Raw genomic sequence first — 26,212 nt, 5'->3', positions numbered from 1 at the left:
TAAATTGCTAAGCGCCTGATTCACTAAATGATAATATAGTGAAAGTATAACCTGAAAATAAAAAAGCTCCTGTGAATCCAGGAGCTTTTTAGTGACCTCGTCAGGATTCAAACCTGAAACCTTTTGATCCGTAGTCAAATGCTCTATTCAGTTGAGCTACGAGGCCTTTTTGTGGACGGCAAAGTTAAGGATTCAATCCGTTTCAGCCAAATTGTTTTCATTAATTTATTTTTTAAAAAGCGAACGGTTGTTTTCAAAAAATTCAATTCTTATACATATTATATGAAAAAATTCAAAGAATTTACAAATATTGTTAGAAAATAAGTATTTTTGCTTACAATTTGTAAAAGAATATCTATTATGAGTATTTCAAATCAGTATAATGGGGTGCAACCGCAAGAAAAAGGACTATACAGCCCGGCTTTTGAACACGATTCCTGTGGCGTAGGCTTTGTTGCCAGCATCACAGGTAGAAAATCGCATCAACATATTACAGATGCACTTACTGTGCTGGAAAATATGGAGCATCGCGGCGCCAGTGGTTTTGAAAACAATACCGGTGACGGCGCAGGCATTATGATACAGATTCCGCACGAATTTTTCTTCGAAGAATGTTTAAAGAAATCTGTGCATCTTCCTTCCTTTGGCCGCTATGCTGTAGGCGTATTGTTTTTTCCTAAGCAAACAAGGCTGCGCGAAGAGTGCCGCGAAATATTTGCCCGTGCTGCTGAAACTTTAGGCATAGACATTCTTATGTACAGAAAAGTGCCGGTAGACACTACGGGTATTGGCGCCACAGCTTTGTCGGTTGAGCCTGAAATGGAGCATGTATTTCTGGCGTGCCCCGATCATATCAAAGATACTGCGGCATTTGAAAGAAAATTGTTTGTATTGCGCAACTATGCCACGCATACCATCAACAATACGGTAAGGAAAGATAGTATAGGTTTTTATATTGCTTCACTTTCTGCAAAAATAGTGATCTACAAAGGTCAGCTTACCAGCCACCAGGTGCGTAATTACTTTACGGATTTATCCAATAAAAAAGTAGTATCGGCTTTCGGTCTGGTGCATTCGAGATTTGCCACCAATACTTTTCCTTCGTGGAAACTGGCACAACCCTTCCGCTATCTGGCGCATAATGGTGAGATCAACACGCTACAGGGCAATCTGAACTGGCTGAAGTCCGGAGAGAAAAATTTCACTTCTGAATATTTCAGCCGGGAAGAAATGGAAATGCTGTTGCCTGTTGTAGGAGAAAGCCAGTCGGACTCTGCATGCCTGGACAACGTAGTTGAATTGCTGCAGCATTGTGGCAGGTCATTGCCGCATGTTATGATGATGCTGGTGCCTGAAGCCTGGGATGGCAATGAGCTCATGGATCCGGTAAAAAAATCCTTCTACGAATACCACGCTTGTTTAATGGAACCCTGGGATGGCCCTGCATCACTCACATTCACCAACGGCGATATGATCGGCGCTACATTAGACAGGAACGGTTTAAGGCCGTCAAGGATCACTGTCACGAACGATGACAGGGTCATTATGGCTTCTGAAACAGGTGCATTACCAATAGATCCTGCTACTGTTATTCAGAAAACCCGTCTGCAGCCCGGCAAAATGTTCGTTGTAAATATGCAGCAGGGAAAGATTATTAGTGATGAGGAACTGAAGAAAGATATCTGTTCACAACAGCCTTACGGAGATTGGCTTAACAAATACAAGATACGTTTGGAAGAGTTGCCAGACCCGAGAGTGATGTTTACTTCATTGGAAGAAGACCAGGTGTTCAAATACCAGAAGTCTTTCGGGTATACGCAGGAAGATATTCAAAACATTATTGCGCCTATGGCTGCAGATGGTAAAGAGCCGATCGGCTCTATGGGCACAGACACACCGCTGGCGGTGCTCAGCAACCAGCCGCAGCATATCAGCAATTATTTCAAGCAATTATTTGCACAGGTAACCAATCCCCCCATTGACCCGATCCGTGAAAAAATGGTCATGTCTCTTTCCACGTTCGTAGGCAGTGTAGATAACTTTTTAGCCCAGCGGCCGGAAGCATGTCATGTGGTGGCGCTGAAGCACCCGATCCTTACCAATAAAGAGTTGGAAAAATTGCGATCTATTGATACAGGCAGCTTCCAGGCAAAAACATTGCAGATGTATTTTCGCTCAAACGGCACACCCGGTGCTTTAAAAGCCGGTATTGACAGGCTTTGCCGGTATGCTGAAGATGCAGTGAATGATGGGTTTGAAGTATTGGTAATCAGCGACAGGGCTGTAGATAGCGAACATGCGGCTATACCTTCCTTGCTTGCAGTGGCTGCGGTGCATCATCATTTGATAAGAAAAGGTATGAGAGGCAAGGTGGGGTTGGTTGTAGAAGCCGGCGATGTATGGGAGGTACACCATTTTGCCTGCCTGATAGGTTTCGGTGCCACGGCTGTAAATCCTTATCTGGCTTTATCTACGGTAAGGACCCTGAGAACCTCTGGCAAGATAGAATCCGACTTATCCCCCGAACAGCTTAAAAAAAATTACATCAATGCCGTTTGTGCAGGGTTGCTTAAAGTTTTTTCTAAAATGGGTATTTCTACTTTGCAGTCGTATCATGGAGCACAAATATTTGAAATTATCGGTTTAAGAAAAGAACTGGTTGAAAAATATTTCACAGGCGCCACTTCACGGATTGAGGGGTTAGGATTAGATGAACTGGCCAAAGAAACATTATTAAAGCATCAGTTTGGATTTCCTAAAAAGAACATACCCGTAGATCGCTTACCTGAAGGCGGTGTATATCAGTGGAAGCGCAAAGGAGAAGTGCATTTGTTCAATCCGCAGACGATACATTTGTTGCAGTATTCGACTAAAATGAATGATTACAACATTTATAAAAAATATGCAAAACTCATTAATGAACAAGGGGATAAGGCTGTTACCTTGCGCAGTTTATTTGAGTTTGCACCAACCCGCAAGCCGGTATCAATTGATGAAGTAGAACCGGCTGAAAATATTTACAGGCGCTTTGCAACCGGCGCTATGAGCTTCGGTTCTATATCCTGGGAAGCACATACCACACTGGCTATTGCCATGAATCGTCTTGGAGGCAAGAGCAATACCGGCGAGGGTGGCGAAGATCCTGTGCGTTACCTGTCTATGGAGAATGGAGACAGTATGCGCTCTGCCATTAAACAGGTAGCTTCCGGTCGGTTTGGTGTTACCAGCGAATATCTTTCCGAAGCCGATGAAATCCAGATCAAAATGGCGCAAGGCGCCAAGCCGGGCGAAGGCGGGCAACTGCCCGGGCACAAAGTGGACGATTGGATAGGCCGTACTCGGCATTCTACACCGGGGGTAGGGCTTATATCACCTCCGCCGCATCACGACATTTACTCTATTGAAGATTTGGCCCAACTGATCTATGATTTAAAAAACGCCAATAGAAAAGCCCGCATCAATGTGAAGCTGGTATCAAAAGCCGGCGTAGGCACAATTGCTGCCGGTGTGGCAAAAGCAAAAGCAGACGTGATACTTATTTCAGGATATGACGGCGGTACCGGCGCTTCACCCATCAGTTCCATCAAACATGCAGGCTTGCCGTGGGAGCTGGGGCTTGCAGAAACGCACCAGACACTGGTGAAGAACAAACTCAGGAGCAGGGTGGTTGTACAGGCCGACGGCCAAATGAAAACAGGGAGAGATATTGCTGTTGCTGCTTTGTTAGGAGCCGAAGAATGGGGTGTTGCTACTGCTGCATTGGTAGTAGAAGGTTGCATCATGATGCGTAAATGTCATTTAAATACCTGCCCGGTTGGCGTAGCTACCCAGGATGAACGTTTAAGAAAACGTTTTTCAGGAGATCCCGACCACGTGGTAAATTTCTTTAAATTTTTGGTGGAGGATTTAAGGGAGATAATGGCAGAGCTTGGTTTTAGAACAGTGAATGAAATGATCGGCCAGGTAGATAATTTAAAAGTAAAAGACCACATTGACCACTGGAAGCTAAGCAGCATAGACCTTTCGCCCATATTGTACAAAGAACCTGCAGAGAGTTCAGTAGGCTTGTTTAATAATGAAATACAGGATCACGCATTAGAGCATGTAATAGATTGGCAGCTACTCAAAGCGGCCGAGCCGGCATTGAATAAGGGTGAAAAAGTAAAAGCCGAATTTGAAATAAGAAATATTGACCGCACTACGGGCACTATTTTATCCAATGAAATAACAAAGAAATACAAGGCTGAAGGATTGCCTGAAAATACCGTCTGGTTTAAGTTTAAAGGTACTGCAGGCCAAAGTTTTGCAGCTTTCAACACCAAAGGTGTAACGCTGGAGCTGGAAGGAGATGCCAATGATTATTTCGGAAAAGGGTTAAGCGGGGCAAAACTCATTATATATCCGCCAAAAAATTCACCCTTCAGGCCTAAAGATAATATTATCATCGGTAACACTTCCTTTATCGGCGCTACATCAGGCTACGCCTACATCAGGGGAAAAGCCGGAGAAAGGTTTTGTGTGCGCAACTCAGGAGCAACTGTTGTAGTAGAAGGTACAGGCGACCATGGATGTGAATACATGACTGGCGGGGTTGCTGTTATTTTAGGCGATATCGGCAGAAACTTTGCCGCCGGCATGAGTGGCGGCATTGCCTATGTGTATGACGTAAATAAACAAATCAATCATAAGTTAAATGCTGAGTTAGTGGAACTTGATCCGTTGGATGAGGAAGATGCGCGGCTGATAAAAGACCAGCTTCAAAAGCATTTCAACTATACCGAAAGTGCGGTGGCAAAATTCGTACTGGATGATTTCGAAAATCAGTTAAGCAATTTTGTGAAAATATTTCCAAGTGAATATAAGAAGGCATTGGCTGCAAAACGCGAAAAATCAAAAGTACACAACCAGTAAACTAAGCGGTGATTAGTGCTGTAGAATCATTACAACCATGCACTCACCAGAAAAATTAATACTTATAAAACTTTAAGTTGATAAACAATGGGTAAAAAGACCGGCTTCCTGGAGTTTGACAGAAAAACACCTGATAAAAGAGCAATAGCAGAACGGCTGCAGAACTATAATGAATTTGTAGCGTATTTTGAACCTTCGGATTTAAATGCTCAGGCTGCACGATGTATGGATTGCGGCGTTCCGTTTTGCCATAGCGGTTGTCCTTTAGGCAATGTGATCCCTGAATTTAATGATGCAGTATATAAAAAAGAATGGAAAGAAGCATACGAAATATTAATCTCAACCAATAATTTTCCTGAATTTACAGGCCGCATTTGTCCTGCTCCCTGCGAATCCGCATGTGTATTGGGCATTAACCAAAATCCCATTACTATTGAAGAAATCGAACGGCATATCATTGAAAAGGCTTACGATTTGGGGTTGGTGAAACCGCAGGTGCCGCATGTGCGTACAGGCAAAAAAGTAGCTGTGATAGGTTCCGGCCCTGCTGGTTTAGCTGCTGCAGCACAGCTAAACTACGCCGGCCATACTGTTGTTGTTTTTGAAAGAGATGATAAGCCGGGCGGATTGCTAAGGTATGGTATTCCCGATTTTAAACTGGAGAAAAATGTAATAGACAGAAGGGTAGATGTGATGCAGCAGGAAGGTGTTCAATTCAAACTCAACGCCAACGTCGGGGTCAACGTTTCTATCAACGATATCCTGAGAGATTTCCAGGCTGTAGTTTTGGCAGGAGGCGCTACGGTGCCGCGCGATCTTCCTGTAAAAGGAAGGGAAGGGAGCAAGGATGTGCATTTTGCCATGCAATTTTTAAAGCAACAAAACAAGCGCAACAATGCGCTTGATCCTTTGGCAAAGGCAGATATTGAAAGTAATATTGTGAAAGACAATATATGGGCGAAGGGCCGCAATGTAGTGGTGATCGGAGGCGGAGATACGGGGAGTGATTGTGTGGGCACTTCTAACCGTCAGGGCGCCAGATCAGTTACCCAATTTGAATTAATGCCGGTGCCGCCTGGACAAAGAAATGAATATATGCCCTGGCCTACTTATCCGATGATTTTAAAAACCACATCTTCTCATGAAGAAGGTGCAGAAAGGCATTGGGCTGTTTCCACCAAGGAATTTGTAAATGATGAAAACGGCAACCTTAAGGCATTGAAAATAGTAGATCTGGAATGGAAGATAGTAGAAGGGCGGCCGGCAAATTTTGTAGAGGTGCCCGGCAGTGAAAGAGAGATACCTTGCGAGCTGGCTTTGCTGGCAATGGGATTTTTGCATCCGCAACATAAAGGAATGCTGGATCAGCTGGGTATAGACTTAGATGAAAGAGGCAATGTGCGGGCAACGGAAAAAGAATTTAAAACCAACATTCCAAAAATATTTTCCTGTGGCGATATGCGCCGCGGGCAGTCCTTGGTTGTATGGGCTATAAGTGAGGGTAGGGAATGTGCCAGAAAAGTAGATGAATTTTTAATGGGGCATTCTTTCCTGGAAACAAAAGACGTGAACTTGCTCGTTGCCAATGAATATTAAACATAAACATAAATAATTGAATGAGGAGAGCCAAAAATAAAAAATTGGCTCTCTTTAGTTTTAGCATGCTTATTTATGACAACCACGCATACCTCGTGGCAGATGGGATGGCGTTTTTAAGACGTTCTTCCATTGTAAATATGATAAAATTCATAAAACCATATATTAATTAAAAGTAACTTTGCACCTCTCTTACAAGTGCTATGAAAAAGATATTTTTATTTATTATTAGTGGTTTATTATTTACCTTTTTTTCTGTCTCGGCACAAACTAAAAGTGCAGCAGATTCTTCTGTAAACGGCACAAATTCATTCAAAAAAAATGTCACGGTTAATGCACTGATTGTAGGTAACTATGCTGTTTCTCTTACAGATAGTGTGGGTATAAACGGCATACATTCTTTAAAAGATTCCGCTATTAATAACGGGTTTAATCTGCGCTACGTGCGTGTTTCGGGAAGATTTCAAATTACCCCGCGCTTCGATGCCAATGTGCTGGTAAACCTGTCTGAATTTAAGAATGACCCCCAAGGCAAAGTTCTTGAAAACGCTTTCATGCGCTATAAACTGAATGATTACGTAAACTTGCAATTCGGCCAGTTTCGCCCGTTTTTTGGCATTGAAGATCTTTATGGCGTTGAGCAACACAAATCTTATTACTGGAGCAATCAATACAACGCATTTAACCGCAGCAACTGGATGAGTTTCCAGCTTGGCGCTGCATTCTATGGATCGCTGAAACCGGTGAATATTCCGCTGAAATATTATTTTACTGTATACAATGGCAATGGCAGAAATGTAGAATTGGACAATGATAATAGCAAAGATTTCTCCATGCGTTTAGAGTCGGAAATCATAAAAGGATTCACTGTAGGCGCCAACTTCGCCACAACAAACTTTAAGCGAAAAAATGTAGGTGCTTATACTTTTGACCTGCAAACTTTCCACAAACTCAATAACAACTGGGATCTGGAAACAGAATCCTCCTATGCATACGGGTACAACCTGCGTGATTTTATGGATGCAAAAGTTGATGTTGATAAGATAAAAAATTACCGCATGCATGGCCTGTATGTGTTGCCATTGTTGCGTTACAATATTCATAGGACCGGGTGGAAGGGTGTGGAGCTTTCCTGCAGGTATGAAAACCTGTTGGAAAATATAGATATCAACCCTAATCCCAGAACAACTGTTGTGCCTATGGTAAGTTTTTTATTTGCAGACAACCATGCAGCTAAGTTTTCGCTGGTTGGTATCATTGACCGCTACAAGCACAACATGCCGGGAACAAATAAATACAGCCAGAATCAATTGCTCGCACAGTTCCAGCTAAGATTCTGATGTTGCTTATGCCTGTTGTATAAACGCAAGGATAGCTTTCTCTGCTTTTTCGCATGCATCTTTCAGGTTGTCATTCACGATAATCCTGTCGAACGATTCTTTAAAAGAAAGTTCATAGGATGCTTTATTGATGCGGGTATCAATATTTTCAGGCGTATCGGTATTCCTTCCCACCAGCCTTTTTTTCAGCTCATCGATGGATGGCGGTTCTATAAAGATCGTCAGTGCATTTTTGCTGTAAAGTTGCTTTACATGTATAGCGCCTTTTACATCAATATCAAGCATGGGCGTTTTATTGTCCTGCCAGATTCTTTCTATTTCAGATTTAAGCGTACCATAATATTTTCCTTCGTATACCATTTCCCATTCCACGAAACCATCCTGCTGTATTGTATGTTGAAACTCATCTACGCTCATAAAATAATAATCCCTGCCATGCTTTTCATTGCCGCGGAGCGGGCGGGTGGTGGCAGATATGGAGAAAGCAAGGCCGGGATTTTTATCCATCAGATATTTTGCTATGGTACTCTTGCCTGCCCCGGAAGGCGCAGTAATGATAATAAGTTTGTTCATAAAAAGTGTAGATAGATTAGTCGTTGATAAGTTTTATTTCAGCGCCCAGCGCATTGAGCCTTTGTTCTATATTTTCGTAGCCTCTTTGTATTTGTTCAATGTTTTGAATAATGCTTTTGCCTTCAGCGCTCATGGCCGCGATCAACAGCGCTACGCCCGCACGGATATCCGGGCTGCTCATTCTGATACCTTTAAGATGGTGTTCTCTTTCAAGGCCTATAACCGTTGCCCTGTGCGGGTCGCAGAGAATGATCTTGGCGCCCATGTCTATAAGTGTATCGGTGAAGAACAGCCGGCTTTCAAACATTTTCTGGTGTATCAGTACGCTGCCTCTGGCTTGTATGGCGGTTACCAGCACAATGCTCAGCAGGTCGGGTGTAAACCCGGGCCAGGGATGATCGTAAATGGTTAAAATATTGCCGTTGAGGGGAGGCTGTATCTCGTAGCATTTTTGCTCAGGTATATAAATGTCGTCATTTCTGAATTCCATTTCAATGCCCAGCCTTTTAAATTTATCAGGTATTACGCCCAGGTTTTCAAGGCTTACATTTTTTATGGTAATATCACTCTGCGTCAGGGCCGCCATGCCTATGAAGCTGCCTATCTCAATCATATCGGGCAGTAGTGTATGTTCTGTGCCATGCAGCCCTTCCACTCCTTCCACTTCAAGCATATTGCTGGCTATACCGGAAATTTTTGCGCCCATCCTGTTCAGCATTTTACAGAGTTGCTGTACATAGGGTTCGCAGGCTGCATTGTAGATGGTGGTATTTCCTTTAGCCAGAACTGCCGCCATCAGCACGTTTGCGGTACCGGTTACTGACGGCTCATCAAGCATGATGTAGTTGCCTTTCAAAGCTTTTGTTGTAAACTCCAGGCAGAATGTATGGGTGTTGTAGGTAAAATGAGCGCCTAATTTTTCAAAGCCGTCAACATGTGTATCCATGCCGCGCCTCCCGATCTTATCACCGCCGGGCTTCGCGATTACTGCTTTTTTAAATCGCGCCAGCATAGGCCCGGCAATCATTATGCTGCCTCTGAGTGCGCCGCCTTTTTTTCTGAAATCTTCGGAATATAAGAAGTCAGTATTTACATCTTCTGACTTAAAACTGTAAGTATGCTTGTTAAGTTGTTTTATTTTTACGCCTAATGCTTCCAGTAAAGTTATCAGCCTGCTTACGTCCAGTATATCGGGAATGTTTTTTATCACTACTTCTTCTTCCGTAAGCAATACAGCAGATATTACCTGTAACGCTTCATTCTTGGCGCCTTGCGGATGTATCTCGCCTTTTAATTTTCTGCTGCCTGTAACTTCAAAAGCATTCATGTATAATTTTTTTCTTTCGGACAAAAATAATGAAATGTCTGCTTAAAAGCTGTTTCCAAATGATGGGATGACGAACTTAAATTTTATCTTTGAAAAAATTTATTTATGATTTATTCGATGACGGGTTACGGCCGTGCTGAAAAAACATTCAATGATAATTCCTGCCTGGTAGAATTGCGCTCTTTAAACGGCAAGCAATTCGATCTCAGGCTCAATATCTCTCCCTTACTAAAATCTTATGAAATTGACATAAGAAACATCATTGCTGAAAAATTACAGCGAGGCAGTGTGGAATGCTCTATTGTCATCAAACAAAACGGCTGCGCCAAACCGGTTTACATAAATAAAGAACTGCTTAAATCCTATTATTATTCGGTAAAAGATGTGGCTGATGAACTTAACCTGGCTGCCGACAATGTTTTGAGTGCATTATTAAAGTTGCCCGATGTTATTTCAGGCAATCCGGAGCAGGTGAGCGAAGAGGAATGGCAGGTTGTTAAAGCCGCCTTACTGGAAGCGGCGGAGGCCGTTAACAGCCACAGGCTGAATGAAGGTGCGGCACTCGAAAAAGATATATTGCAAAGAGTGGCCAATATAGAGCAACTGGAAAATTCAAATGCTGCGATAGCGCCTGCCAGGAAAGTAAAAATGAAAGAAAACCTGCTAAAATTGCTGGAGGAAAACGTGGATGTAGAAAACTATGATGAGAACAGGCTGGAGCAGGAGCTGATCTATTACATTGAGAAATTTGACATTACAGAAGAACAGGTACGTTTAAAAAATCATTGCGCTTATTTCCGCGAATTGTTGAAAGCTGACGAAGCGGCAAAAGGCAAAAAATTATCTTTCCTGCTCCAGGAAATCGGCAGGGAAATAAATACCACCGGCTCTAAAGCAAACGATGTAGACATACAGAAGAATGTAGTGTTGATGAAAGATGAGCTGGAAAAAATGAAAGAGCAAATACTCAACGTGCTGTAACCATGTGGAAAATTGTAATAATCATAGTATTGTTTTTGTATGCATGCAGCCCTACGCCCGATCTGTATGAGCAGACGAAAGCCTTCAGGAAAATGGAATGGCATGCAGCCGATACCGCGCGGTTTGAATTTCAGATTGCCGATACCGCAGCATCTTACAATATATACCTGGTGCTGCGGCATCAGTACGCTTTTGCCTATAACAACATACGCATAAATATATCAAAAAAGTCTCCGGCAGACTCATTAACCTCGGTAAGCTACAATTTTAAACTTGGCGAAAACTCCGGGTGGTACGGCAAAACCTTGGAAGAAATTGTTGAGCACCGTATACGGCTAAACGATAAGCCTGTGAGATTCCGCGCTGTACCGTATACTTATTCGCTGCATCACCGAATGCCTGAGGGTTCTTTAAAAAATATACTGCATGCGGGTTTGCGCATACAAAAAATTTAACTTATGCTGCCTGAACCTGTCAACACATATTCCCCTGTTGAGCTCATTTCCTTGCTGGACAAAGAATACGAAAATCACGATACATTAAATATTTTTCAACATACTGTACAAGCGCTGGCACTCTTAGACCGGCAGGTCAGGAACGGCGGTTACATCCAGCTTATACATAATAAGTTTGGGGAATATATTTTTGAAAATGCCTGGACAGAACCATTAGCATATATGAGCGCAGGAAAATTAGCCGGCAATTTATCTGCTGCTAAGACACTCTATGTAAAACATGTGCAGGAGCTGGAACGGGAGATGTCTTTAAAAGAATTTTCCGGCTTATATGACAAATTCCCTGCTTTTGAAGCTCTCCATCAACAATACCTCTCTATTATTGACGATGAATTGCAACACATACAAAAGTTTATAGAAAATAATTATCAATACTTTGAAGTAAACAAAAAAAAACGGTTCCGTAGAAACAGAACCGTAAAGTGAATATTCTATAAAACTAAACAAAATGAAAACATTTTTTAAAGATATACTGCCGTAATTTACTTTAATAAGACTGTTTTACAAATCAGCATTACCAACAAATGTATTAAAAAACTTTCAAATTACAAATATTAGTTGTTGTAACACGATTAGGCAAATATAAGACATTCTCATAAGCCAAAATGTTTAATGAAAGGCCAAAAAAAATAATTTCTGTCAACTGCTTTGCTTAAGGCAATAAAATTTACCTTAGCAGGGTTTATGAGCAAGCAAAAGGAAGTATCCACACAGGATAATATTTTTATAAAAGGTGCAAGAACCCACAATCTGAAGAATGTAGATGTAGAATTTCCGCGCAACAAACTCATTGTCGTTACCGGCGTTTCAGGCAGCGGGAAGTCTTCACTCACCATTGATACCCTTTTTGCAGAAGGGCAGCGCAGGTATGCGGAAAGTCTCAGCGCCTATGCAAGGCAGTTTATGAGCCGTATGGCCAAGCCTGATATAGACTACATCAAAGGGCTTTCACCCGCTATAGCCATTGAACAGAAAGTGGCCACCCGCACTCCCCGGAGCACAGTAGGCAGCATGACGGAGATATATGATTATATGCGCCTGCTCTATGCGCGCGCCGGAAAAACGTATTCTCCCATAAGTGGCAATGAGGTAAAAAAAGATGAAGTCAGTGATGTGGTAGATGTAATAAAAAAACTGGCAGAGAGAGATAAGGTTTATGTGCTGGCCGCTTTTAAACAATACCGCAACAGGGCCATACGCGATGAATTAAATGTATTGCAGCAGAAAGGTTTTTCAAGAATTTATTTTGGCGGGAAGAAAGAGACAGCCAACATTGAAGACATGCTCGAATGGAGCGATGAAGAACTCGGAAAGCAAATACGTGCTAATGACGGTGAAGTATACATACTGGTAGACCGTTTTGTAGTAAAACCTTTTGAAGAAGATGACCTCCACAGGATATCAGATTCTATTAATACTGCATTCTATGAAGGAGAGGGGCAAATGCTGGTGAGTGTAAATGATGAAAAACTTTTAGCGTTTAGCAATAGGTTCGAAGCCGACGGCATACAGTTTGAAGAACCCACGCCAGATTTGTTTTCGTGGAACAATCCTTACGGTGCCTGTCCCGTTTGCGAAGGTTTCGGCCATGTACTGGGTATAGATAAAAACCTTGTAATACCTGATAAGCGATTGAGCGTATACGAAGGTGCGGTTGCGGCCTGGAAGGGAGAGAAGATGAGCTGGTGGAAAGAACAGTTCGTGAAAAACGCGCATAAATTTTCTTTCCCCATACATAAGCCCGTAGCGCAGCTCACTAAAGAAGAGATGGCCACGCTCTGGAATGGCAACCAGCATGCTTACGGCATCAATGCTTTTTTTGAAGATGTACAATCGCATTTGTATAAAATTCAGTACAGGGTAATGCTAAGCCGCTACCGCGGGCGCACAGAATGCCCGGAATGCAACGGTTACAGGCTGCGCAGGGAAGCCTTATTCGTGAAAATCGGCGATAAGCACATTGCAGAGCTGAGTGATCTGCCGGTGAAGGATGTAAAGCAATGGTTCGATAATCTTACCCTTACAGGGCATCAGTTTGAAATTGCTGAAAGAATACTGGTAGAGATACAGCAAAGGCTGCAAACCTTACTGGATGTGGGCTTAGGCTACCTTACACTTAACCGGCTTGCCAATTCGCTCAGCGGCGGTGAAAGCCAGCGTATACAACTCACCAGGAGCCTTGGCAGCAACCTTACCAATTCACTGTATATCCTGGACGAGCCGTCCATTGGTTTGCATTCAAGAGATACGGAAAGGCTTATAAAAGTGCTAAAAGACCTGCGCGACCTGGACAATACGGTTATTGTGGTAGAACACGATGAGCAAATGATGCGCGATGCAGACTATATTATTGATATGGGCCCGCTGGCTTCGCATCTCGGCGGAAAAGTCATAGCTGCTGGCAATTACAAAGAGTTGATAGCAAATGAAAAAAGCCTTACGGGTAAGTACCTGAAAGGCGAATTAAAAATTGCGCCTCCTAAGACAGTGCGCAAATGGCATGAGCGCATTGTGATAAAAGGTGCGCGCCAGAACAACCTGAAGAATGTGGATGTTGAAATTCCTTTAAATGTTTTGTGTGTTATCAGCGGGGTATCAGGAAGCGGTAAAACAACCCTGGTGAAGCAGGTATTATATCCTGCGCTCATGAAAATGAAGCAGGGCACTACGGAAAAGGTAGGCGATCACGACAGCCTTGAAGGAGATATAGAAGAGATTTCCACGGTTGAAATGGTGGACCAGAATCCAATCGGCAAGTCATCCAGAAGTAATCCCGTTACCTATATTAAAGCCTATGATGAGATAAGAAATATTTTCTCCAAACAACATCTGTCAAAAGTCAGAGGCTTCCAGGCCAAACACTTTTCGTTTAATGTGGACGGCGGCAGATGCGATGCGTGTAAGGGTGAGGGCGAACAGATTGTGGAAATGCAGTTCTTAGCCGACGTGCATCTGACCTGCGAAGTCTGCAATGGTAAAAAATTCAAGGAAGAGGTGCTTGATGTAGCGTACAAAGGAAAGAACATTTACGAGGTATTGGAAATGAGCGTGGATGAGTCAATCGCATTTTTCAAAGATGAAAACAATCTTGTCAAATCCCTGCAAACCCTGCATGATGTGGGTTTGGGCTATATAAAGCTTGGGCAGGCTTCAAACACACTCAGCGGCGGCGAAGCACAGCGTGTAAAACTTGCCAGCTTTTTGGGCAAAGGAAAAACAAAAGATAAAGTGTTGTTCATTTTCGATGAGCCAACCACCGGCCTTCATTTTCATGATATAAAAAAGTTACTGGATGCATTTTCGGCTTTGATAGAGCAAGGGCATTCGATTATTGTAATAGAACACAATATTGATGTGATTAAATCTGCCGACTGGGTTATAGAGCTTGGCCCCGAAGCCGGCGAAGGAGGAGGAGAACTTGTATTTGCAGGTGTTCCCAAAGATCTTAAAAAGTCTAAAAAAAGCAGGACTGCCAAGTTCTTGTAGGAGATTATAATATACAACAGGCTATAAGCGATTAGGTAAAATTACTTGCTGCTGAACGTTGTTAATCCCCATCAAAACACAGGTAAAACATCCTTGCGCTGGTAAACTGCTTGTAAGGATGCTTACAAAAAAGACAAAGCATTTTCTGCGATATGATCAACAGTAATCTCCCTACAATTATTGGTGCATTTTACCGATATTTTCCAGCATATCCTGTGTCATTTTAGGGAGATCGTATTCGTGTTTCCAGCCCCAGTCGACCCTGGCTTGTGTATCGTCTATACTGCGTGGCCAGCTATCGGCAATGTTCTGGCGGAAATCAGGTTTGTAGCTAATCTCAAATTCAGGGATGCTTTTTTTAATTTCTGCTGCAATCTCTTCGGGTGAAAAGCTTACGGCGCCTATGTTGTAAGATAGATGCGTTTTTACCTTCTCGGCAGGCGCTTCCATAAGCTCAACCGTGGCACGTATAGCATCCGGCATGTACATCATTTCCAGGTAGGCATCCGGCTTTAAGAAGCTTTCGTATTTTTTATTTTCTATCGCTTCATGAAAAATTTCAACCGCATAATCAGTTGTGCCTCCGCCGGGCGCAGACTTGTAGGAAATAATACCAGGGTAGCGCACGCTCCTCACATCCACACCAAAGTTTTTAAAATAATAATTACACCACAATTCCCCTGCAGATTTACTGATACCGTACACGGTAGAAGGTTCTATAATGGTTTGTTGCGGGCATTTGTGCTTGGGAGATGTAGGCCCGAAGACCGCCATGGAAGATGGCCAGAATATTTTTTTTATTTTTTCTTCTTTGGCAATATCAAGTGAATTGAGCAACACCTGCATGTTCAGGTTCCAGGCAAGGTTGGGATGCCTTTCCCCATTAGCAGACAGCATGGCCGCTAAAACGTAGATCTGCGTTATGTTGTGGCGTATTACATGCACATGCATCATTTCTTTATTCATAGCATCGAACAGTACACTCGGCCCGTCTTTAATCAGCGGGTTCACCTCCCGCAGGTCTGAAGCAATTACGTTGTTAGGGCCGTAGATATTTCTTAGTGCAAGCGTAAGCTCTACACCAATCTGGCCTGATGCACCAATGATCAGGATCTTCTCCTTTGTATTCATAAAGAAATGTTTTTAATTACTAAACAAAGAAAATTAATTTTGCGGTAAGTTCGCAAATTAGTTAGTATATAAAATAAAGCAAACGTTTATTATCGCTCATATAACTATTAAATAAAAACCATTATGCCTCAACCCGATCTTTACCATAATTTATTTTCATCTCAACAATACGATAAAAACAATTTTTTTCTCATAGCCGGTCCATGTGTTGTGGAAAGTGCAGAGCTGCTGGAAGAAGTGGCTTACACCGTTTCGGGCATTTGTAAAAAACTTGCCATTCCCTATATCTTCAAAGCAAGTTATAAAAAAGCCAACCGAACCAGCGCTAATTCATTCACCGGTATCGGTGATGAGAAAGCTTTGGGGTTGATACAGGCTATTGGTAAAAAATACCATATTCCGCTAACCACAGATGTGCATACAGCCGAGGAATGTGCCATAGCTGCGCAATACGTTGATGTGCTGCAGATCCCTGCTTTCCTTTGCAGGCAGACAGATCTGTTGATTGCTGCTGCGCAAACCGGCAAAGTGGTTAATGTAAAGAAAGGGCAGTTTTTAAGCGGGGAGTCTATGAGATTTGCCGTGGAAAAACTACGCAACGAAGGTAATGAAAAGATAATGCTCACAGAAAGAGGTACAACTTTTGGCTACCACGACCTGGTGGTAGATTTCAGGAATATTCCCCTGATGAAGGCTAATGATGTACCGGCAGTGATGGATTGCACGCACAGCCTGCAACAGCCCAATCAGTCAGGCGGGGTTACCGGCGGCAACCCGGGGATGATAGAAACCATTGCAAAGTGTGCTATTGCAGCCGGCGCCGACGGGCTTTTTATTGAAACACACCCGCAACCGGCCGTGGCCAAAAGCGATGGAGCAAACATGCTGCAACTGGATAAGCTGGAGGAAATGCTTGAAAAACTTGTAAAGTTAAGATCTGCTATAATTTAATACCGCCCATAGCAAATATAATTATTCATTTTACATGCTTTTGTAAAGCAGTAAGAATCAAGAGATTACAAGCTTCCGTTAACAAAGGCTATTAATACCCGATAATTTGTTTATAAAAAATGTTTTTTTATATGTAAATTTCATACCTTCAATTGTTAAAATTAAAACACGAACTTGTTTTAAAAGTCTGCATGTTATAATTTAGCGAATATAAACTATACACTTTACACACTCTTTCCATGGAGAAAGAATAAAAAACAATTACTTCAATCTAACCAAAAGATATTAGCATGAGAAAGTCTGATTTAGTAAATAATATTTCCGAGAAAACAGGCATCCCAAAAGTAGATGTGTTGGTGACCATAGAAAACCTGTTCAAGGAGATCAAAGAAAACCTGGCAAATGGCGAGAATGTGTATGTAAGAGGGTTTGGCAGCTTTATCACCAAAAAAAGAGCAGCCAAGATTGGCAGAAACATTAAAAGAAATGTAGCTGTGGAGATACCTGAACATTATATTCCTGCCTTTAAACCTTCAAAAGAATTTGTTGCAGACGTAAAAGAGAAGCTAAAAACTAACTAACTTCGCAGACACCAAAATTTACTGATTAGTGAGAAAACAACAGGTTATTCTTTTAGCATCTGCGGCTTTATTGTTTGTTTTAATTTATTTTTTTGTAAATAAAACTCCTCCCAAACAACCAGGGGAGGCTAAATTGGAATTGCCAGCGAGAGACAGCGCGTTAATGGCTCCTGTTGATGTACTGGCTGCAGAAAAGGAAAAATTATCATCCGCACAAACTACACAACTAAAAGCTCTTGAAAGCAGGTTAAATGCACAATCTGTAGCCGCGCGCATATCGGCTTATCACAGTCTTTCGCATTACTGGAAAGATTCCCTGAAAAATCTTCCTGTAGCGGCTTACTATTTAGGCGAGAAGGCAAAATTGGAAAATTCAGAAAAAAATCTCAACTTTGCAGCCAATTCGCTCTTAAATTACCTGATGGTAGAGCACGATCCGTCAAAACAAAGGTGGATAGCTAAGCAAACAAAAGAGCTTTTTGAAAGATCCTTGAAAATAAACCCGGCTAATGATTCCACGGTTATTGGGTTAGGCGCTACCTATATGTTTGGCAATATTTCAGATAATCCTATGGAGGGAATCATGAAAGTGAGGCAAGTGGCGGAAAGAGACTCTGCCAATACGTATGCGCAAATGATGCTTGGCCTGGGTGGTATGAAGAGCGGGCAGTTCGATAATGCTGTAAAACGTTTTGAGAAAGTGCTGCAAAAAGAGCCCGACAACCTGCTGGCTATCTTTAGCATTGCAGAATCTTATGAGCGCCTTTCCGATAAAGCAAACGCCATAAAATGGTACACGATCGCACGCGGAAAAGTGAATCTTGAACAGGCAAAGCAGGACATAGATACACGCATCAGGGAATTGAAAATGAAATAAAATATTTTTAATAAACAATAAAATAATAAGAATTATGCCTTGTGGTAAAAAAAGAAAACGTCATAAAATAGCGACACACAAACGTAAGAAAAGACTTAGAAGAAATCGTCATAAAAAGAAATAAGCTTTAAGCTGTATTTCTGCAAATCTCTTTTTGTTGCGTGCGCAATAAAGAGAGATTTGATTTTTCTTTGAACTTTTGTTTCTGCAACTTTATCCTTTCCCCAACTTATTTATGCAGAATACAAAAGGTATACTTATAATTATTCCTTAGTTATTCTCCTTTTATTTACATACAATGGCAGCGCTTATGCGCAGGCTGTTTATAAATTATTGATCAGTGGAGAAAGAGCTATTAAACAAAGAACTTATCATCAATGCAACGCCCGGAGAAGTGGAAATTGCATTGCTCGAAAATAAAAAACTGGTAGAGCTGCACAACGAAAAATCAGATGCGGGCTTTGCTGTAGGCGATATTTTTTTAGGAAAAGTAAAGAAGCTGATGCCGGGCCTCAACGCAGCATTCATAGACGTGGGTTATGAAAAAGATGCATTCCTGCACTACACAGACCTTAGCCCATACATTCGATCCATCCTGAAATTTACACAGCTTTGCATGGTGGATAAATCAGACACGGGTTTTGATTTTTCTAAATTCCAGGTAGAACCGGAAATCGCTAAAACAGGCAAGATCACCGAGGTGCTCAACGGTAAGCCCAACGTGCTGGTGCAGATATTAAAAGAGCCCATCGCATCAAAAGGGCCCAGGCTAAGCTGCGAAGTTTCTATTCCCGGCAGGTTTATCGTGATCACACCATTCAACGACATTGTAGCCATTTCTAAAAAAATACATTCGTCTGAAGAAAGAAAAAGATTGCAAAGGATCGTAGAATCCATCAAGCCTAAGAATATCGGTGTTATTGTAAGAACAGCGGCAGAAGGCAAAAATACAGCCGAACTGCATGAAGACATGCGCAACCTGCTTGATAACTGGAAGGACCTTCAGCTGAAACTGCGAGATGCCAAAGCCCCTGTAAAAATCCTGAGCGAAGAGAATAAAACCACCAGCATTCTCCGCGACCTGCTTACCAAAGAATTTAACCGCATTATTGTAAACGATAAAACGTTGTACAACGAAACAGCTGATTATATTCAGCGGATCGCTCCCGGAAAACAAAACATAGTTTCTTATTACCAGGATTCCACGCCTGTATTTGAACAACACGGCGTGTTAAAACAAATTAAATCCGCTTTTGGTAAAACCGTGAATCTCAACAGCGGCGCCTACCTCATTATTGAAGATACTGAGGCGCTGAGTGTGATTGATGTAAACAGCGGCTATAAAAACATCAGCAGCAGCCAGGAAGAAAATGCACTGGCCACCAACCTCGAAGCTGCCGAAGAAATTGCAAGGCAACTGCGCCTGCGCGATATTGGCGGCATCATTGTAGTAGATTTCATAGACATGAAGAATCCTGAAAACCGTAAAAAGGTTTTAGAGGCTATGGAAAACTTTATGCGTGAAGACCGTGCAAGGCACGCATTGCTGCCTATATCTAAATTCGGTGTAATGCAGATCACGCGCCAGCGTATGCGCCCCGAAATGAAGATCAATACTTCTGAGATTTGCCCTTCTTGCAAAGGCAGTGGTAAAGTAACCTCCACGCTGGTGCTAATAGACGATATTGAAAATAAACTTGCCTACCTGGTGTCTAATCAGCACAGGCAGCTTACCCTGATGGTTCACCCCATAGTTTTTTCTCACCTCACCAAAGGAAATTATTTTACCTCCATCAAAAGAAAATGGAGCAAGAAATATAAGGTCAACCTGCAGGTGAAGCAAGATAGTGCGTTGGGAATCATACAGTACAAATTTTATGACACCAACAATGAGCATATCCGGATTTAATAGAAGTTAATTGTTGTAACTGATTGATTGAAATAAATTTACAATTTTAAATTTTCAATTGGGAGTTTAATAAATGCCTAAACTTATTCACATTTTGCAAAAATAATTTTGAATATCTGCCCAATATTGTAATTTAGCAAAACAATTTAGTGAGTTAGTAAGTAAAAAATCGAACCGGTATTCCTGCCGGTTCTTTTTTTTGTAAGCCTGTGTAAACTACCAATATTTTTTACATTAAAAGAGTATCTTTGATTTTTCTACATTACAGAGAAGATCGCATATGGACAAGGTTTTTACAGTGAGTGAAATGATGGCAGGTGGGGAAGCTCCCGAAGTATTGTTCTGGGTGGGATGCGCCGGCAGTTTCGATCAAAGGGCACAGAAAATAACAAAAGCATTTGTAGAAATTTTACAGAAGGCCAATATACGTTTTGCTATTTTAGGCAAGGAAGAAATGTGTACCGGCGACCCTGCAAGGCGCTCTGGCAATGAGTTCTTATTCCAGATGATGGCCTACCAGAACATACAGTTGCTGAATGGCTATAACATCAAAAAAATAGTAACAGCCTGCCCGCATTGTTTTAATGTGCTCAGGAATGAATACCCGCAGCTTGGCGGCAACTACGACGTAGTTCATCATACACAATTTATACAGGAACTGATTGACAGTGGAAAGATCGTATTGCAGGAAGGCGGCGCGTTTAAAGGGAAAAAAATTACCTTTCATGATAGTTGCTATCTCGGCAGAGGCAACAACATTTACGAAGCTCCGCGCAAAGTGCTGGAAGCATTGGATGCAGATCTCGTCGAGATGAAACGATGCAGGAAAAATGGTTTTTGTTGCGGAGCCGGCGGCGCACAGATGTTCAAAGAAGAAGAAAAAGGCGATGTGCGTGTAAATATAGAGCGCGCCAGGGAAGCGATTGACACCAATGCCGAGGTGGTAGCCTCTGCCTGCCCGTTTTGCAATACCATGCTGAGCGATGGCGTTAAAAGCGAAAACAAGGCTGAAACCGTTGCTGTGCTTGACGTTGCAGAGATAGTAGCGCAGCAGATAAAAAATTAAATAGGATGAATTTAGATTATCAACAATATATTCCTGCAGATTTTCCGGACGATGCAAAAGTGTGGGTTTACCAGTCCGGCCGCATATTGTCTATCCCTGAAGCATTGCACTTGGAAAAAATGATACAGGAATTTAGTTCGGAGTGGAACACGCACGGAGCATTGAACAAAGGATTTGTACAATTATTGTTCGGTCAGTTTTTGGTGCTGATGGCAGATGAATCTGCACACAGGATCAGTGGTTGCAGCATCGACTCATCCGTACGTTTCATCAAAGAAGTGGAAAAGACTTTTTCCGTAAATTTATTTGACAGGCAGTCACTGGCATTTATTGTAAAAGACAAGGTGCAGATCATACCTATGTCGCAGGTGAAGTATGCTGCAGATAATGGTTTCATTAACGGCGATACTTTATTCTTTAATAACCTGGTAGCCAGTAAAAAAGAATTGCTTGAAAACTGGATAGTACCTGTTAAAAGCAGTTGGCTCGGCGCCAGGTACGGATTTTAATGCCTGGGAAAACGTTCCATGATCTTGGTGGTAAGGAATTGATAGATTTCTTTTTCCTCCGGATAATTTTTTAATATTTCCAAGTGGCGGTTGATGGTATTGTGGTCTGCCCTGAATGCAGGCCCAGTCATAGTTTCAGCAGGGGAATAATCGTTAAGCCTGCTAACGGTTTCGCTGATAAGCGGCAAAAGGAATTTAAAGTCTATATTTTCTTTTGTACAAAGGTCTTCAGCTACTGTAAATAAATAATTGGTAAAGTTAGAGACCAGCACAGCAGCTACGTGTAGTTTTACACGCTCTTCATCACTTGTATCAGAAACCAACGGTGAAAGCGATTGTGCAAAAGTTTTTAGTGCTTGCCTGGCAGCTTCGTTATTTGCATCGACAAAGAAAGGAATTTCAGGGATATGATGCATCTCCTTGCGTATGCTTTGCAATGGGTACAAGACGCCGTAGTTGCTGCTTAGTTTTTTCAATATATTTACAGATAGTGAACCGGTGGTGTGCACAACCATTTTATCTTCGGGTAATTGCAATTGCGCTACAACTTCTTCCACAGCATGGTCGCTTACCGCAATGATGTACATATCAGCGCTGTAGTCAAGATGTTTAAAGTCAGTAGTGTAGCCTGCCTGAAGGCCATTGGCTAAATACCTTGCTGCTGCTTCATTCCGGCCGGCTACCTGTAAAAGGGTATGCCCGTTTTTGAAAATAAGCTTTGCCAGCACGGTTGCTACGTTGCCTGTGCCGATGATCACACATTTCATGTGTATATGTTTAATTTTTTCTGTTTGCCACACGGAATAACCAAAACCTTCATTCTTTATTATCATTCCCGGTTGGTATAGATTCTTAATCTTTATGGTTATTTCATGTGTTAATATTTAATTTTTCTGTTTGCCACACGGAATAACCAAAACCTTCATTCTTTATTATCATTCCCGGTTGGTATAGATTCTTAATCTTTATGGTTATTTCATGTGTATAAATTTTAGTTCGCCGCTTTGCGGCTGTTTTTAATGGTCACATGGAATAGCCTTTATTCATTCTCGGTTGGTATGCAACCTTGCTTATGGCTATTTCATGTGTGTATATTTATTTATTTTTTAGTTGCCACATGGAATAACCAGCTTTTTAGATTCAATACTCATCCCGATTGGTATAGATTCCTAATCTTTATGGTTATTTCATGTGTATATTTTTTATTTTTCTTTATGGTCACATGGAATAGCCTTTATTCATTCGCGGTTGGTATGCACCTTTGCTTATGGCTATTTCATTCGTATAATTTTAAGTGCGCCGCTTTGCGGCTAATGTTTTTGTGGAATGGAACGCTGATTATACATTTCCCTGTATGCGAAAAATTATCATGAGCGTTTCATGTGTTAATATTTAATTTTCCTGTTTGCCACATGGAATAACCAAAACCTTAGTTCTTTATCATCATCCTCGTTTGGTATAAATTCCTAGTCTTTATGGCTATTTCATGGCATGTTCTCCTTTTCTAAAGTTTCCAAAACCTGCTTCTGGTAAGAAGAGCTTACCGGTATAGATATGTCTTTTACCTGCAGGGAATTTTTTCCCCACGCATTTACATAGGCCGTATTGGCTATGTAGGAACGGTGTGTTCGCAAGAATCTGTCATTACCTAACTTTTCGGCAACAGCTTTCATACTCATGTGTACAAGGTAAGCCTTTTCAGCGGTATGGATTTTTATATAATCATCCAAAGCCTCAATGTAAATAATGTCTGCAAAGGGGATTTTTATCCACTGGTAATTGTGTTTTACTACCAGGTGCGCTTCTTCTGTTGCTTTTTGTTTTTGCAGTTCAAGGGTTTCTTTTACGCGGCTTACAGCCAGCTCAAAACGTTTAAACTCAAAAGGCTTCAGGAGGTAGTCGTCGGCATTCAGATTAAAACCTTCTACTGCATAACTGCTGTAGGCTGTGGTGAAAACTACAGCCGGCTTCAGTTCCAGAGATTTATAAAAGTCAATGCCGCTAATGTCAGGCATTTGTATGTCCAGGAATATCAGGTCGATGGCATGTTCTCGTAAATAATCTTCGGCAAGAAGCGCATCAGTAAAAGTGGCGCATAGCTCAACATCTTCCAGGCGCTCTATGTAGCTTTGTATCAGTTGCAGCGCTAACGGCTCATCATCTATAGCTATACAGTACAACATTTTGTTTAAAGGTTAATGAACAGGTCGGCTGTGTATTGATTCTCCTTTTGCGTCAGCTTCAGCTCGTGATTATTTTCATACAACAATTCTAATCTTCGTTTCACGTTAGCAATACCAGTGCCGGTGCCGCGTTTGGCGGCCTGGTTCAGGAATACGTCATTTACACATTGCATGTGCAGCCGGTCCGCTGTTCTTTCTATGAGTATATAAATATTAGAATCCGAATGTGCACTCACCCCATATTTAAATGCATTTTCAATAAAGGGAATGAATAGCAGCGGCGCAATTTTTACATGGTCTATATTGCCTTTCACTTCAAATGCAACGTGCAGTTTTTCATTAGCCCGCAGCTTTTGCAGGGCAATGTAGCTTTTGATAAATTCAATTTCTTTAGTCAGATCAACAGTTTCCGTTTGCGATTCCTCCAGCGTGTAACGCATAATGCGGCTGAGTTTCATCACAGCATCGGGCGCTTTATCGTCTTTGGTTACCGCAAGCGAATAAATACCGTTTAAGGTATTAAAAAGAAAATGAGGATTTACCTGCGAGCGTAGCAGCGTAAGCTCATTGGTGATGTTTTGTTTTTCAATGGCTGCTTTTCTTTCTTCTGCCAGGAACCATTGAGAAATAATTTTAGATAAAGAACTTAGTGTAAATGCGGTAAGAAACATCACTATAGGCCCGGAAGAAAAAAACCATTCCCAATAGCTTCTAACCCTCATCGGCGTTCCTTTTGCTATGGATCTTGAGCGCATTTTTTCTATATGGTCTTTTGTTTCCTGCGCCTCAAAACCAATGTAGGTAAAGAAATAAAGAAAGATAAGCAGACATGCGATAACGATGCCGGTGTAGAGCAAAGTTTTCTTACGTGCAAGAAACTTCGGTATAAGGTACTGCGAATTAAAAAAATAAAATAGCAGCAGGAATATATTGCTATACACAAACCAATTGATAAAACGATGGCTTTCGAAAGGAGAGTGTTGCCTGTTGTACGGGAAAAAAAGAAAAGAAAACACTACAAGGATCACCAGTATTAAAAATACCAGCACGCCCTGCAGGAATGTTGTTTTCTTCGTGATCATCATTAGTAGCTTTCTTCTTTGTTGGGGAAGTCACCCGATTTTATATCATTGATGTATTGTTGTATAGCCTGGGTTACAGGCTCAAACAGGTTCATATATTTACGCACGAAGCGCGGATTAAATTCATTGTACAAACCAAGCATATCGTGCATTACAAGCACCTGCCCGTCGCAACTGTTTCCTGCACCGATACCTATGGTGGGTACTTGCAGGCTTTCGGTAACTTCCTTTGCAAGTTTGGAAGGAATTTTTTCCAGTACTATGGCAAACACGCCTGCTTCCTGCAAGGCAAGTGCGTCGGATTTAAGTTTTTCAGCTTCAGCTTCTTCTTTAGCGCGCACATTGTAGGTGCCGAATTTGTATATGCTCTGTGGCGTTAAGCCCAGGTGTCCCATTACAGGTATACCCGCTTCTACAATTCTTTTTACACTGTTACATACTTCCAGGCCTCCTTCCAGCTTCAATGCATGCGCGCCGCCTTCCTTCATCATCCTGATGGAAGATGCCAGTGCAACCTCACCGTTTGACTGGTAAGTACCAAAAGGCAGGTCTGCAACGATCAGTGCACGTTTTGCACCGCGTACCACAGACTGTGTATGATAAATCATCTGCTCCAGCGTAATGGGTAGTGTGGTTTCATGACCCGCCATTACATTGCCGGCGCTGTCACCAACCAGGATCACTTCCAGGCCTGCCTGGTCAAATATCTTAGCAAAGGAATAATCATAAGCTGTAAGCATAGAGAATTTTTCCCCATTGGCTTTCATGAGTTGTAAGGAGTTGGTGGTAATGCGTTTAAATTCGGTGTGTTTAGACATGTCTGTGGAAAATAATTAATGCAGCAAGTTACACATAAAATAAATTTCAGGCGGCAATAAATAGGTAAAGCCGTTTATTTGTTCGGTGAGTTTTTTTGAATTGCAATTAAGGATTGCAAATTACAGATTGCAAAATAAAAGGTCTATTAACTTAGCGGCCTTAGCGTGGATAAGACTTTGCAGTTCTTTGCGTGATAAAGAACATAATAAATATATTTCACGCAAAGCACTAAAGAAAAACATTTCAAAAAGTCCGGCCTGCTTAAAGTCAGCCAACCGAAAGTGCAAACTATTTCTTTCGGATTATGATCAGCATCTATCTATGCTTCGCCATGCGCTTCGCAAACATTAGGAAGAGCCAATTTTTTATTTAACC

20 protein-coding genes and 1 tRNA gene are annotated in these 26,212 nt (G+C 41.8%); 13 read left to right on the top strand and 8 right to left on the bottom strand.

Annotation, left to right across the window (positions count from 1 at the left end; translation table 11 throughout):
- Positions 1–92 precede the first annotated feature (92 nt).
- A tRNA-Arg gene (locus OD355_RS00295) sits at positions 93–166 on the bottom strand.
- 194 nt (positions 167–360) lie between these two features.
- Between OD355_RS00295 and gltB the strand changes: the two genes are divergently transcribed.
- The 3 genes from gltB to OD355_RS00280 all read left to right on the top strand — a co-directional run bounded on the left by gltB (position 361) and on the right by OD355_RS00280 (position 7,847).
- Positions 361–4,911, top strand: a complete 4,551-nt coding sequence (gltB, locus tag OD355_RS00290; protein WP_263036440.1) for a glutamate synthase large subunit — start codon at positions 361–363, stop codon at positions 4,909–4,911.
- An 87-nt stretch (positions 4,912–4,998) separates the two neighbouring features.
- Positions 4,999–6,507 (top strand): glutamate synthase subunit beta, encoded by a 1,509-nt coding sequence (locus OD355_RS00285; protein ID WP_263036439.1) that lies wholly within the window; start codon positions 4,999–5,001, stop codon positions 6,505–6,507.
- Between the two features lie 203 nt (positions 6,508–6,710).
- Entirely contained in the window at positions 6,711–7,847 is a 1,137-nt protein-coding gene (locus OD355_RS00280; RefSeq protein ID WP_263036438.1) for an OprO/OprP family phosphate-selective porin, read from the top strand.
- 6 nt (positions 7,848–7,853) lie between these two features.
- On the opposite strand, the gene gmk is transcribed toward OD355_RS00280, so the two are convergent.
- Positions 7,854–8,420 (bottom strand): guanylate kinase, encoded by a 567-nt coding sequence (gene gmk / locus OD355_RS00275; protein ID WP_263036437.1) that lies wholly within the window; start codon positions 8,418–8,420, stop codon positions 7,854–7,856.
- Positions 8,421–8,436: 16 nt separating this feature from the next.
- On the bottom strand, positions 8,437–9,747 hold the full coding sequence (gene murA / locus OD355_RS00270; RefSeq protein WP_263036436.1) for a UDP-N-acetylglucosamine 1-carboxyvinyltransferase: 1,311 nt from the start codon (positions 9,745–9,747) through the stop codon (positions 8,437–8,439).
- A 105-nt stretch (positions 9,748–9,852) separates the two neighbouring features.
- Between murA and OD355_RS00265 the strand changes: the two genes are divergently transcribed.
- The 4 genes from OD355_RS00265 to uvrA all read left to right on the top strand — a co-directional run bounded on the left by OD355_RS00265 (position 9,853) and on the right by uvrA (position 14,729).
- The gene (locus OD355_RS00265) at positions 9,853–10,728 is read left to right on the top strand and encodes a YicC/YloC family endoribonuclease (RefSeq protein ID WP_263036435.1); all 876 of its coding nucleotides are present in this window, start codon (positions 9,853–9,855) and stop codon (positions 10,726–10,728) included.
- A gap of 2 nt (positions 10,729–10,730) precedes the next feature.
- On the top strand, positions 10,731–11,183 hold the full coding sequence (locus OD355_RS00260; protein ID WP_263036434.1) for a gliding motility lipoprotein GldH: 453 nt from the start codon (positions 10,731–10,733) through the stop codon (positions 11,181–11,183).
- Between the two features lie 3 nt (positions 11,184–11,186).
- Positions 11,187–11,669: a DMP19 family protein gene (locus OD355_RS00255; RefSeq protein ID WP_263036433.1), complete on the top strand. Its 483-nt coding sequence runs from the start codon at positions 11,187–11,189 to the stop codon at positions 11,667–11,669.
- A 258-nt stretch (positions 11,670–11,927) separates the two neighbouring features.
- A complete protein-coding gene (uvrA, locus tag OD355_RS00250; RefSeq protein WP_263036432.1) occupies positions 11,928–14,729 on the top strand; it encodes an excinuclease ABC subunit UvrA in 2,802 nt (933 codons plus the stop codon).
- Positions 14,730–14,906: 177 nt separating this feature from the next.
- Here uvrA and OD355_RS00245 read toward each other — a convergent pair whose 3' ends face one another.
- Positions 14,907–15,860, bottom strand: a complete 954-nt coding sequence (locus OD355_RS00245; protein ID WP_263036431.1) for an NAD-dependent epimerase/dehydratase family protein — start codon at positions 15,858–15,860, stop codon at positions 14,907–14,909.
- A 123-nt stretch (positions 15,861–15,983) separates the two neighbouring features.
- Between OD355_RS00245 and kdsA the strand changes: the two genes are divergently transcribed.
- The 6 genes from kdsA (at position 15,984) to OD355_RS00210 (ending at position 21,753) form a co-directional block, all read left to right on the top strand.
- Positions 15,984–16,811, top strand: coding sequence for a 3-deoxy-8-phosphooctulonate synthase (kdsA, locus tag OD355_RS00240; RefSeq protein ID WP_263036430.1), 828 nt, complete (start codon positions 15,984–15,986; stop codon positions 16,809–16,811).
- A gap of 290 nt (positions 16,812–17,101) precedes the next feature.
- Positions 17,102–17,392 carry an HU family DNA-binding protein gene (locus tag OD355_RS00235; RefSeq protein ID WP_263036429.1) on the top strand — a complete coding sequence of 97 codons (291 nt, stop codon included), beginning with the start codon at positions 17,102–17,104 and terminating at the stop codon, positions 17,390–17,392.
- Between the two features lie 28 nt (positions 17,393–17,420).
- Positions 17,421–18,269, top strand: a complete 849-nt coding sequence (locus OD355_RS00230; RefSeq protein WP_263036428.1) for a tetratricopeptide repeat protein — start codon at positions 17,421–17,423, stop codon at positions 18,267–18,269.
- 340 nt (positions 18,270–18,609) lie between these two features.
- The gene (locus OD355_RS00220) at positions 18,610–20,178 is read left to right on the top strand and encodes an Rne/Rng family ribonuclease (RefSeq protein WP_263036426.1); all 1,569 of its coding nucleotides are present in this window, start codon (positions 18,610–18,612) and stop codon (positions 20,176–20,178) included.
- 280 nt (positions 20,179–20,458) lie between these two features.
- Positions 20,459–21,244 (top strand): (Fe-S)-binding protein, encoded by a 786-nt coding sequence (locus OD355_RS00215; RefSeq protein ID WP_263036425.1) that lies wholly within the window; start codon positions 20,459–20,461, stop codon positions 21,242–21,244.
- Between the two features lie 5 nt (positions 21,245–21,249).
- Positions 21,250–21,753: a hypothetical protein gene (locus tag OD355_RS00210; RefSeq protein ID WP_263036424.1), complete on the top strand. Its 504-nt coding sequence runs from the start codon at positions 21,250–21,252 to the stop codon at positions 21,751–21,753.
- On the opposite strand, the gene OD355_RS00205 is transcribed toward OD355_RS00210, so the two are convergent.
- From OD355_RS00205 to panB, 4 genes are all read right to left on the bottom strand, one after another.
- Positions 21,750–22,586, bottom strand: a complete 837-nt coding sequence (locus OD355_RS00205) for a Rossmann-like and DUF2520 domain-containing protein (RefSeq protein ID WP_382303416.1) — start codon at positions 22,584–22,586, stop codon at positions 21,750–21,752. The genes OD355_RS00210 and OD355_RS00205 overlap by 4 nt on opposite strands.
- Positions 22,587–23,237: 651 nt before the next feature.
- Positions 23,238–23,936, bottom strand: coding sequence for a LytR/AlgR family response regulator transcription factor (locus OD355_RS00200; RefSeq protein ID WP_263036422.1), 699 nt, complete (start codon positions 23,934–23,936; stop codon positions 23,238–23,240).
- Positions 23,937–23,941: 5 nt separating this feature from the next.
- Positions 23,942–25,018 (bottom strand): sensor histidine kinase, encoded by a 1,077-nt coding sequence (locus OD355_RS00195; protein WP_263036421.1) that lies wholly within the window; start codon positions 25,016–25,018, stop codon positions 23,942–23,944.
- 2 nt (positions 25,019–25,020) lie between these two features.
- Entirely contained in the window at positions 25,021–25,836 is an 816-nt protein-coding gene (gene panB, locus OD355_RS00190; protein WP_263036420.1) for a 3-methyl-2-oxobutanoate hydroxymethyltransferase, read from the bottom strand.
- Positions 25,837–26,212 lie beyond the last annotated feature (376 nt).

It is taken from the genome of Haoranjiania flava, assembly GCF_025631005.1.
GTDB lineage: Bacteria > Bacteroidota > Bacteroidia > Chitinophagales > Chitinophagaceae > Haoranjiania > Haoranjiania flava.
The sequence above is the reverse complement of the archived record's forward strand: the minus strand, read 5'-3'. Positions and strand labels throughout refer to the sequence as shown.

What these genes read in the sequence shown, in the direction of transcription:
- gltB (WP_263036440.1), top strand. Translation starts at nt 361, where the DNA reads ATGAGTATTTCAAATCAGTATAATGGGGTGCAACCGCAAGAAAAAGGA.
- OD355_RS00285 (WP_263036439.1), top strand. Translation starts at nt 4,999, where the DNA reads ATGGGTAAAAAGACCGGCTTCCTGGAGTTTGACAGAAAAACACCTGAT.
- OD355_RS00280 (WP_263036438.1), top strand. Translation starts at nt 6,711, where the DNA reads ATGAAAAAGATATTTTTATTTATTATTAGTGGTTTATTATTTACCTTT.
- gmk (WP_263036437.1), bottom strand. Translation starts at nt 8,420, where the DNA reads ATGAACAAACTTATTATCATTACTGCGCCTTCCGGGGCAGGCAAGAGT.
- murA (WP_263036436.1), bottom strand. Translation starts at nt 9,747, where the DNA reads ATGAATGCTTTTGAAGTTACAGGCAGCAGAAAATTAAAAGGCGAGATA.
- OD355_RS00265 (WP_263036435.1), top strand. Translation starts at nt 9,853, where the DNA reads ATGATTTATTCGATGACGGGTTACGGCCGTGCTGAAAAAACATTCAAT.
- OD355_RS00260 (WP_263036434.1), top strand. Translation starts at nt 10,731, where the DNA reads ATGTGGAAAATTGTAATAATCATAGTATTGTTTTTGTATGCATGCAGC.
- OD355_RS00255 (WP_263036433.1), top strand. Translation starts at nt 11,187, where the DNA reads ATGCTGCCTGAACCTGTCAACACATATTCCCCTGTTGAGCTCATTTCC.
- uvrA (WP_263036432.1), top strand. Translation starts at nt 11,928, where the DNA reads ATGAGCAAGCAAAAGGAAGTATCCACACAGGATAATATTTTTATAAAA.
- OD355_RS00245 (WP_263036431.1), bottom strand. Translation starts at nt 15,860, where the DNA reads ATGAATACAAAGGAGAAGATCCTGATCATTGGTGCATCAGGCCAGATT.
- kdsA (WP_263036430.1), top strand. Translation starts at nt 15,984, where the DNA reads ATGCCTCAACCCGATCTTTACCATAATTTATTTTCATCTCAACAATAC.
- OD355_RS00235 (WP_263036429.1), top strand. Translation starts at nt 17,102, where the DNA reads ATGAGAAAGTCTGATTTAGTAAATAATATTTCCGAGAAAACAGGCATC.
- OD355_RS00215 (WP_263036425.1), top strand. Translation starts at nt 20,459, where the DNA reads ATGGACAAGGTTTTTACAGTGAGTGAAATGATGGCAGGTGGGGAAGCT.
- OD355_RS00210 (WP_263036424.1), top strand. Translation starts at nt 21,250, where the DNA reads ATGAATTTAGATTATCAACAATATATTCCTGCAGATTTTCCGGACGAT.
- OD355_RS00205 (WP_382303416.1), bottom strand. Translation starts at nt 22,586, where the DNA reads ATGATAATAAAGAATGAAGGTTTTGGTTATTCCGTGTGGCAAACAGAA.
- OD355_RS00200 (WP_263036422.1), bottom strand. Translation starts at nt 23,936, where the DNA reads ATGTTGTACTGTATAGCTATAGATGATGAGCCGTTAGCGCTGCAACTG.
- OD355_RS00195 (WP_263036421.1), bottom strand. Translation starts at nt 25,018, where the DNA reads ATGATCACGAAGAAAACAACATTCCTGCAGGGCGTGCTGGTATTTTTA.
- panB (WP_263036420.1), bottom strand. Translation starts at nt 25,836, where the DNA reads ATGTCTAAACACACCGAATTTAAACGCATTACCACCAACTCCTTACAA.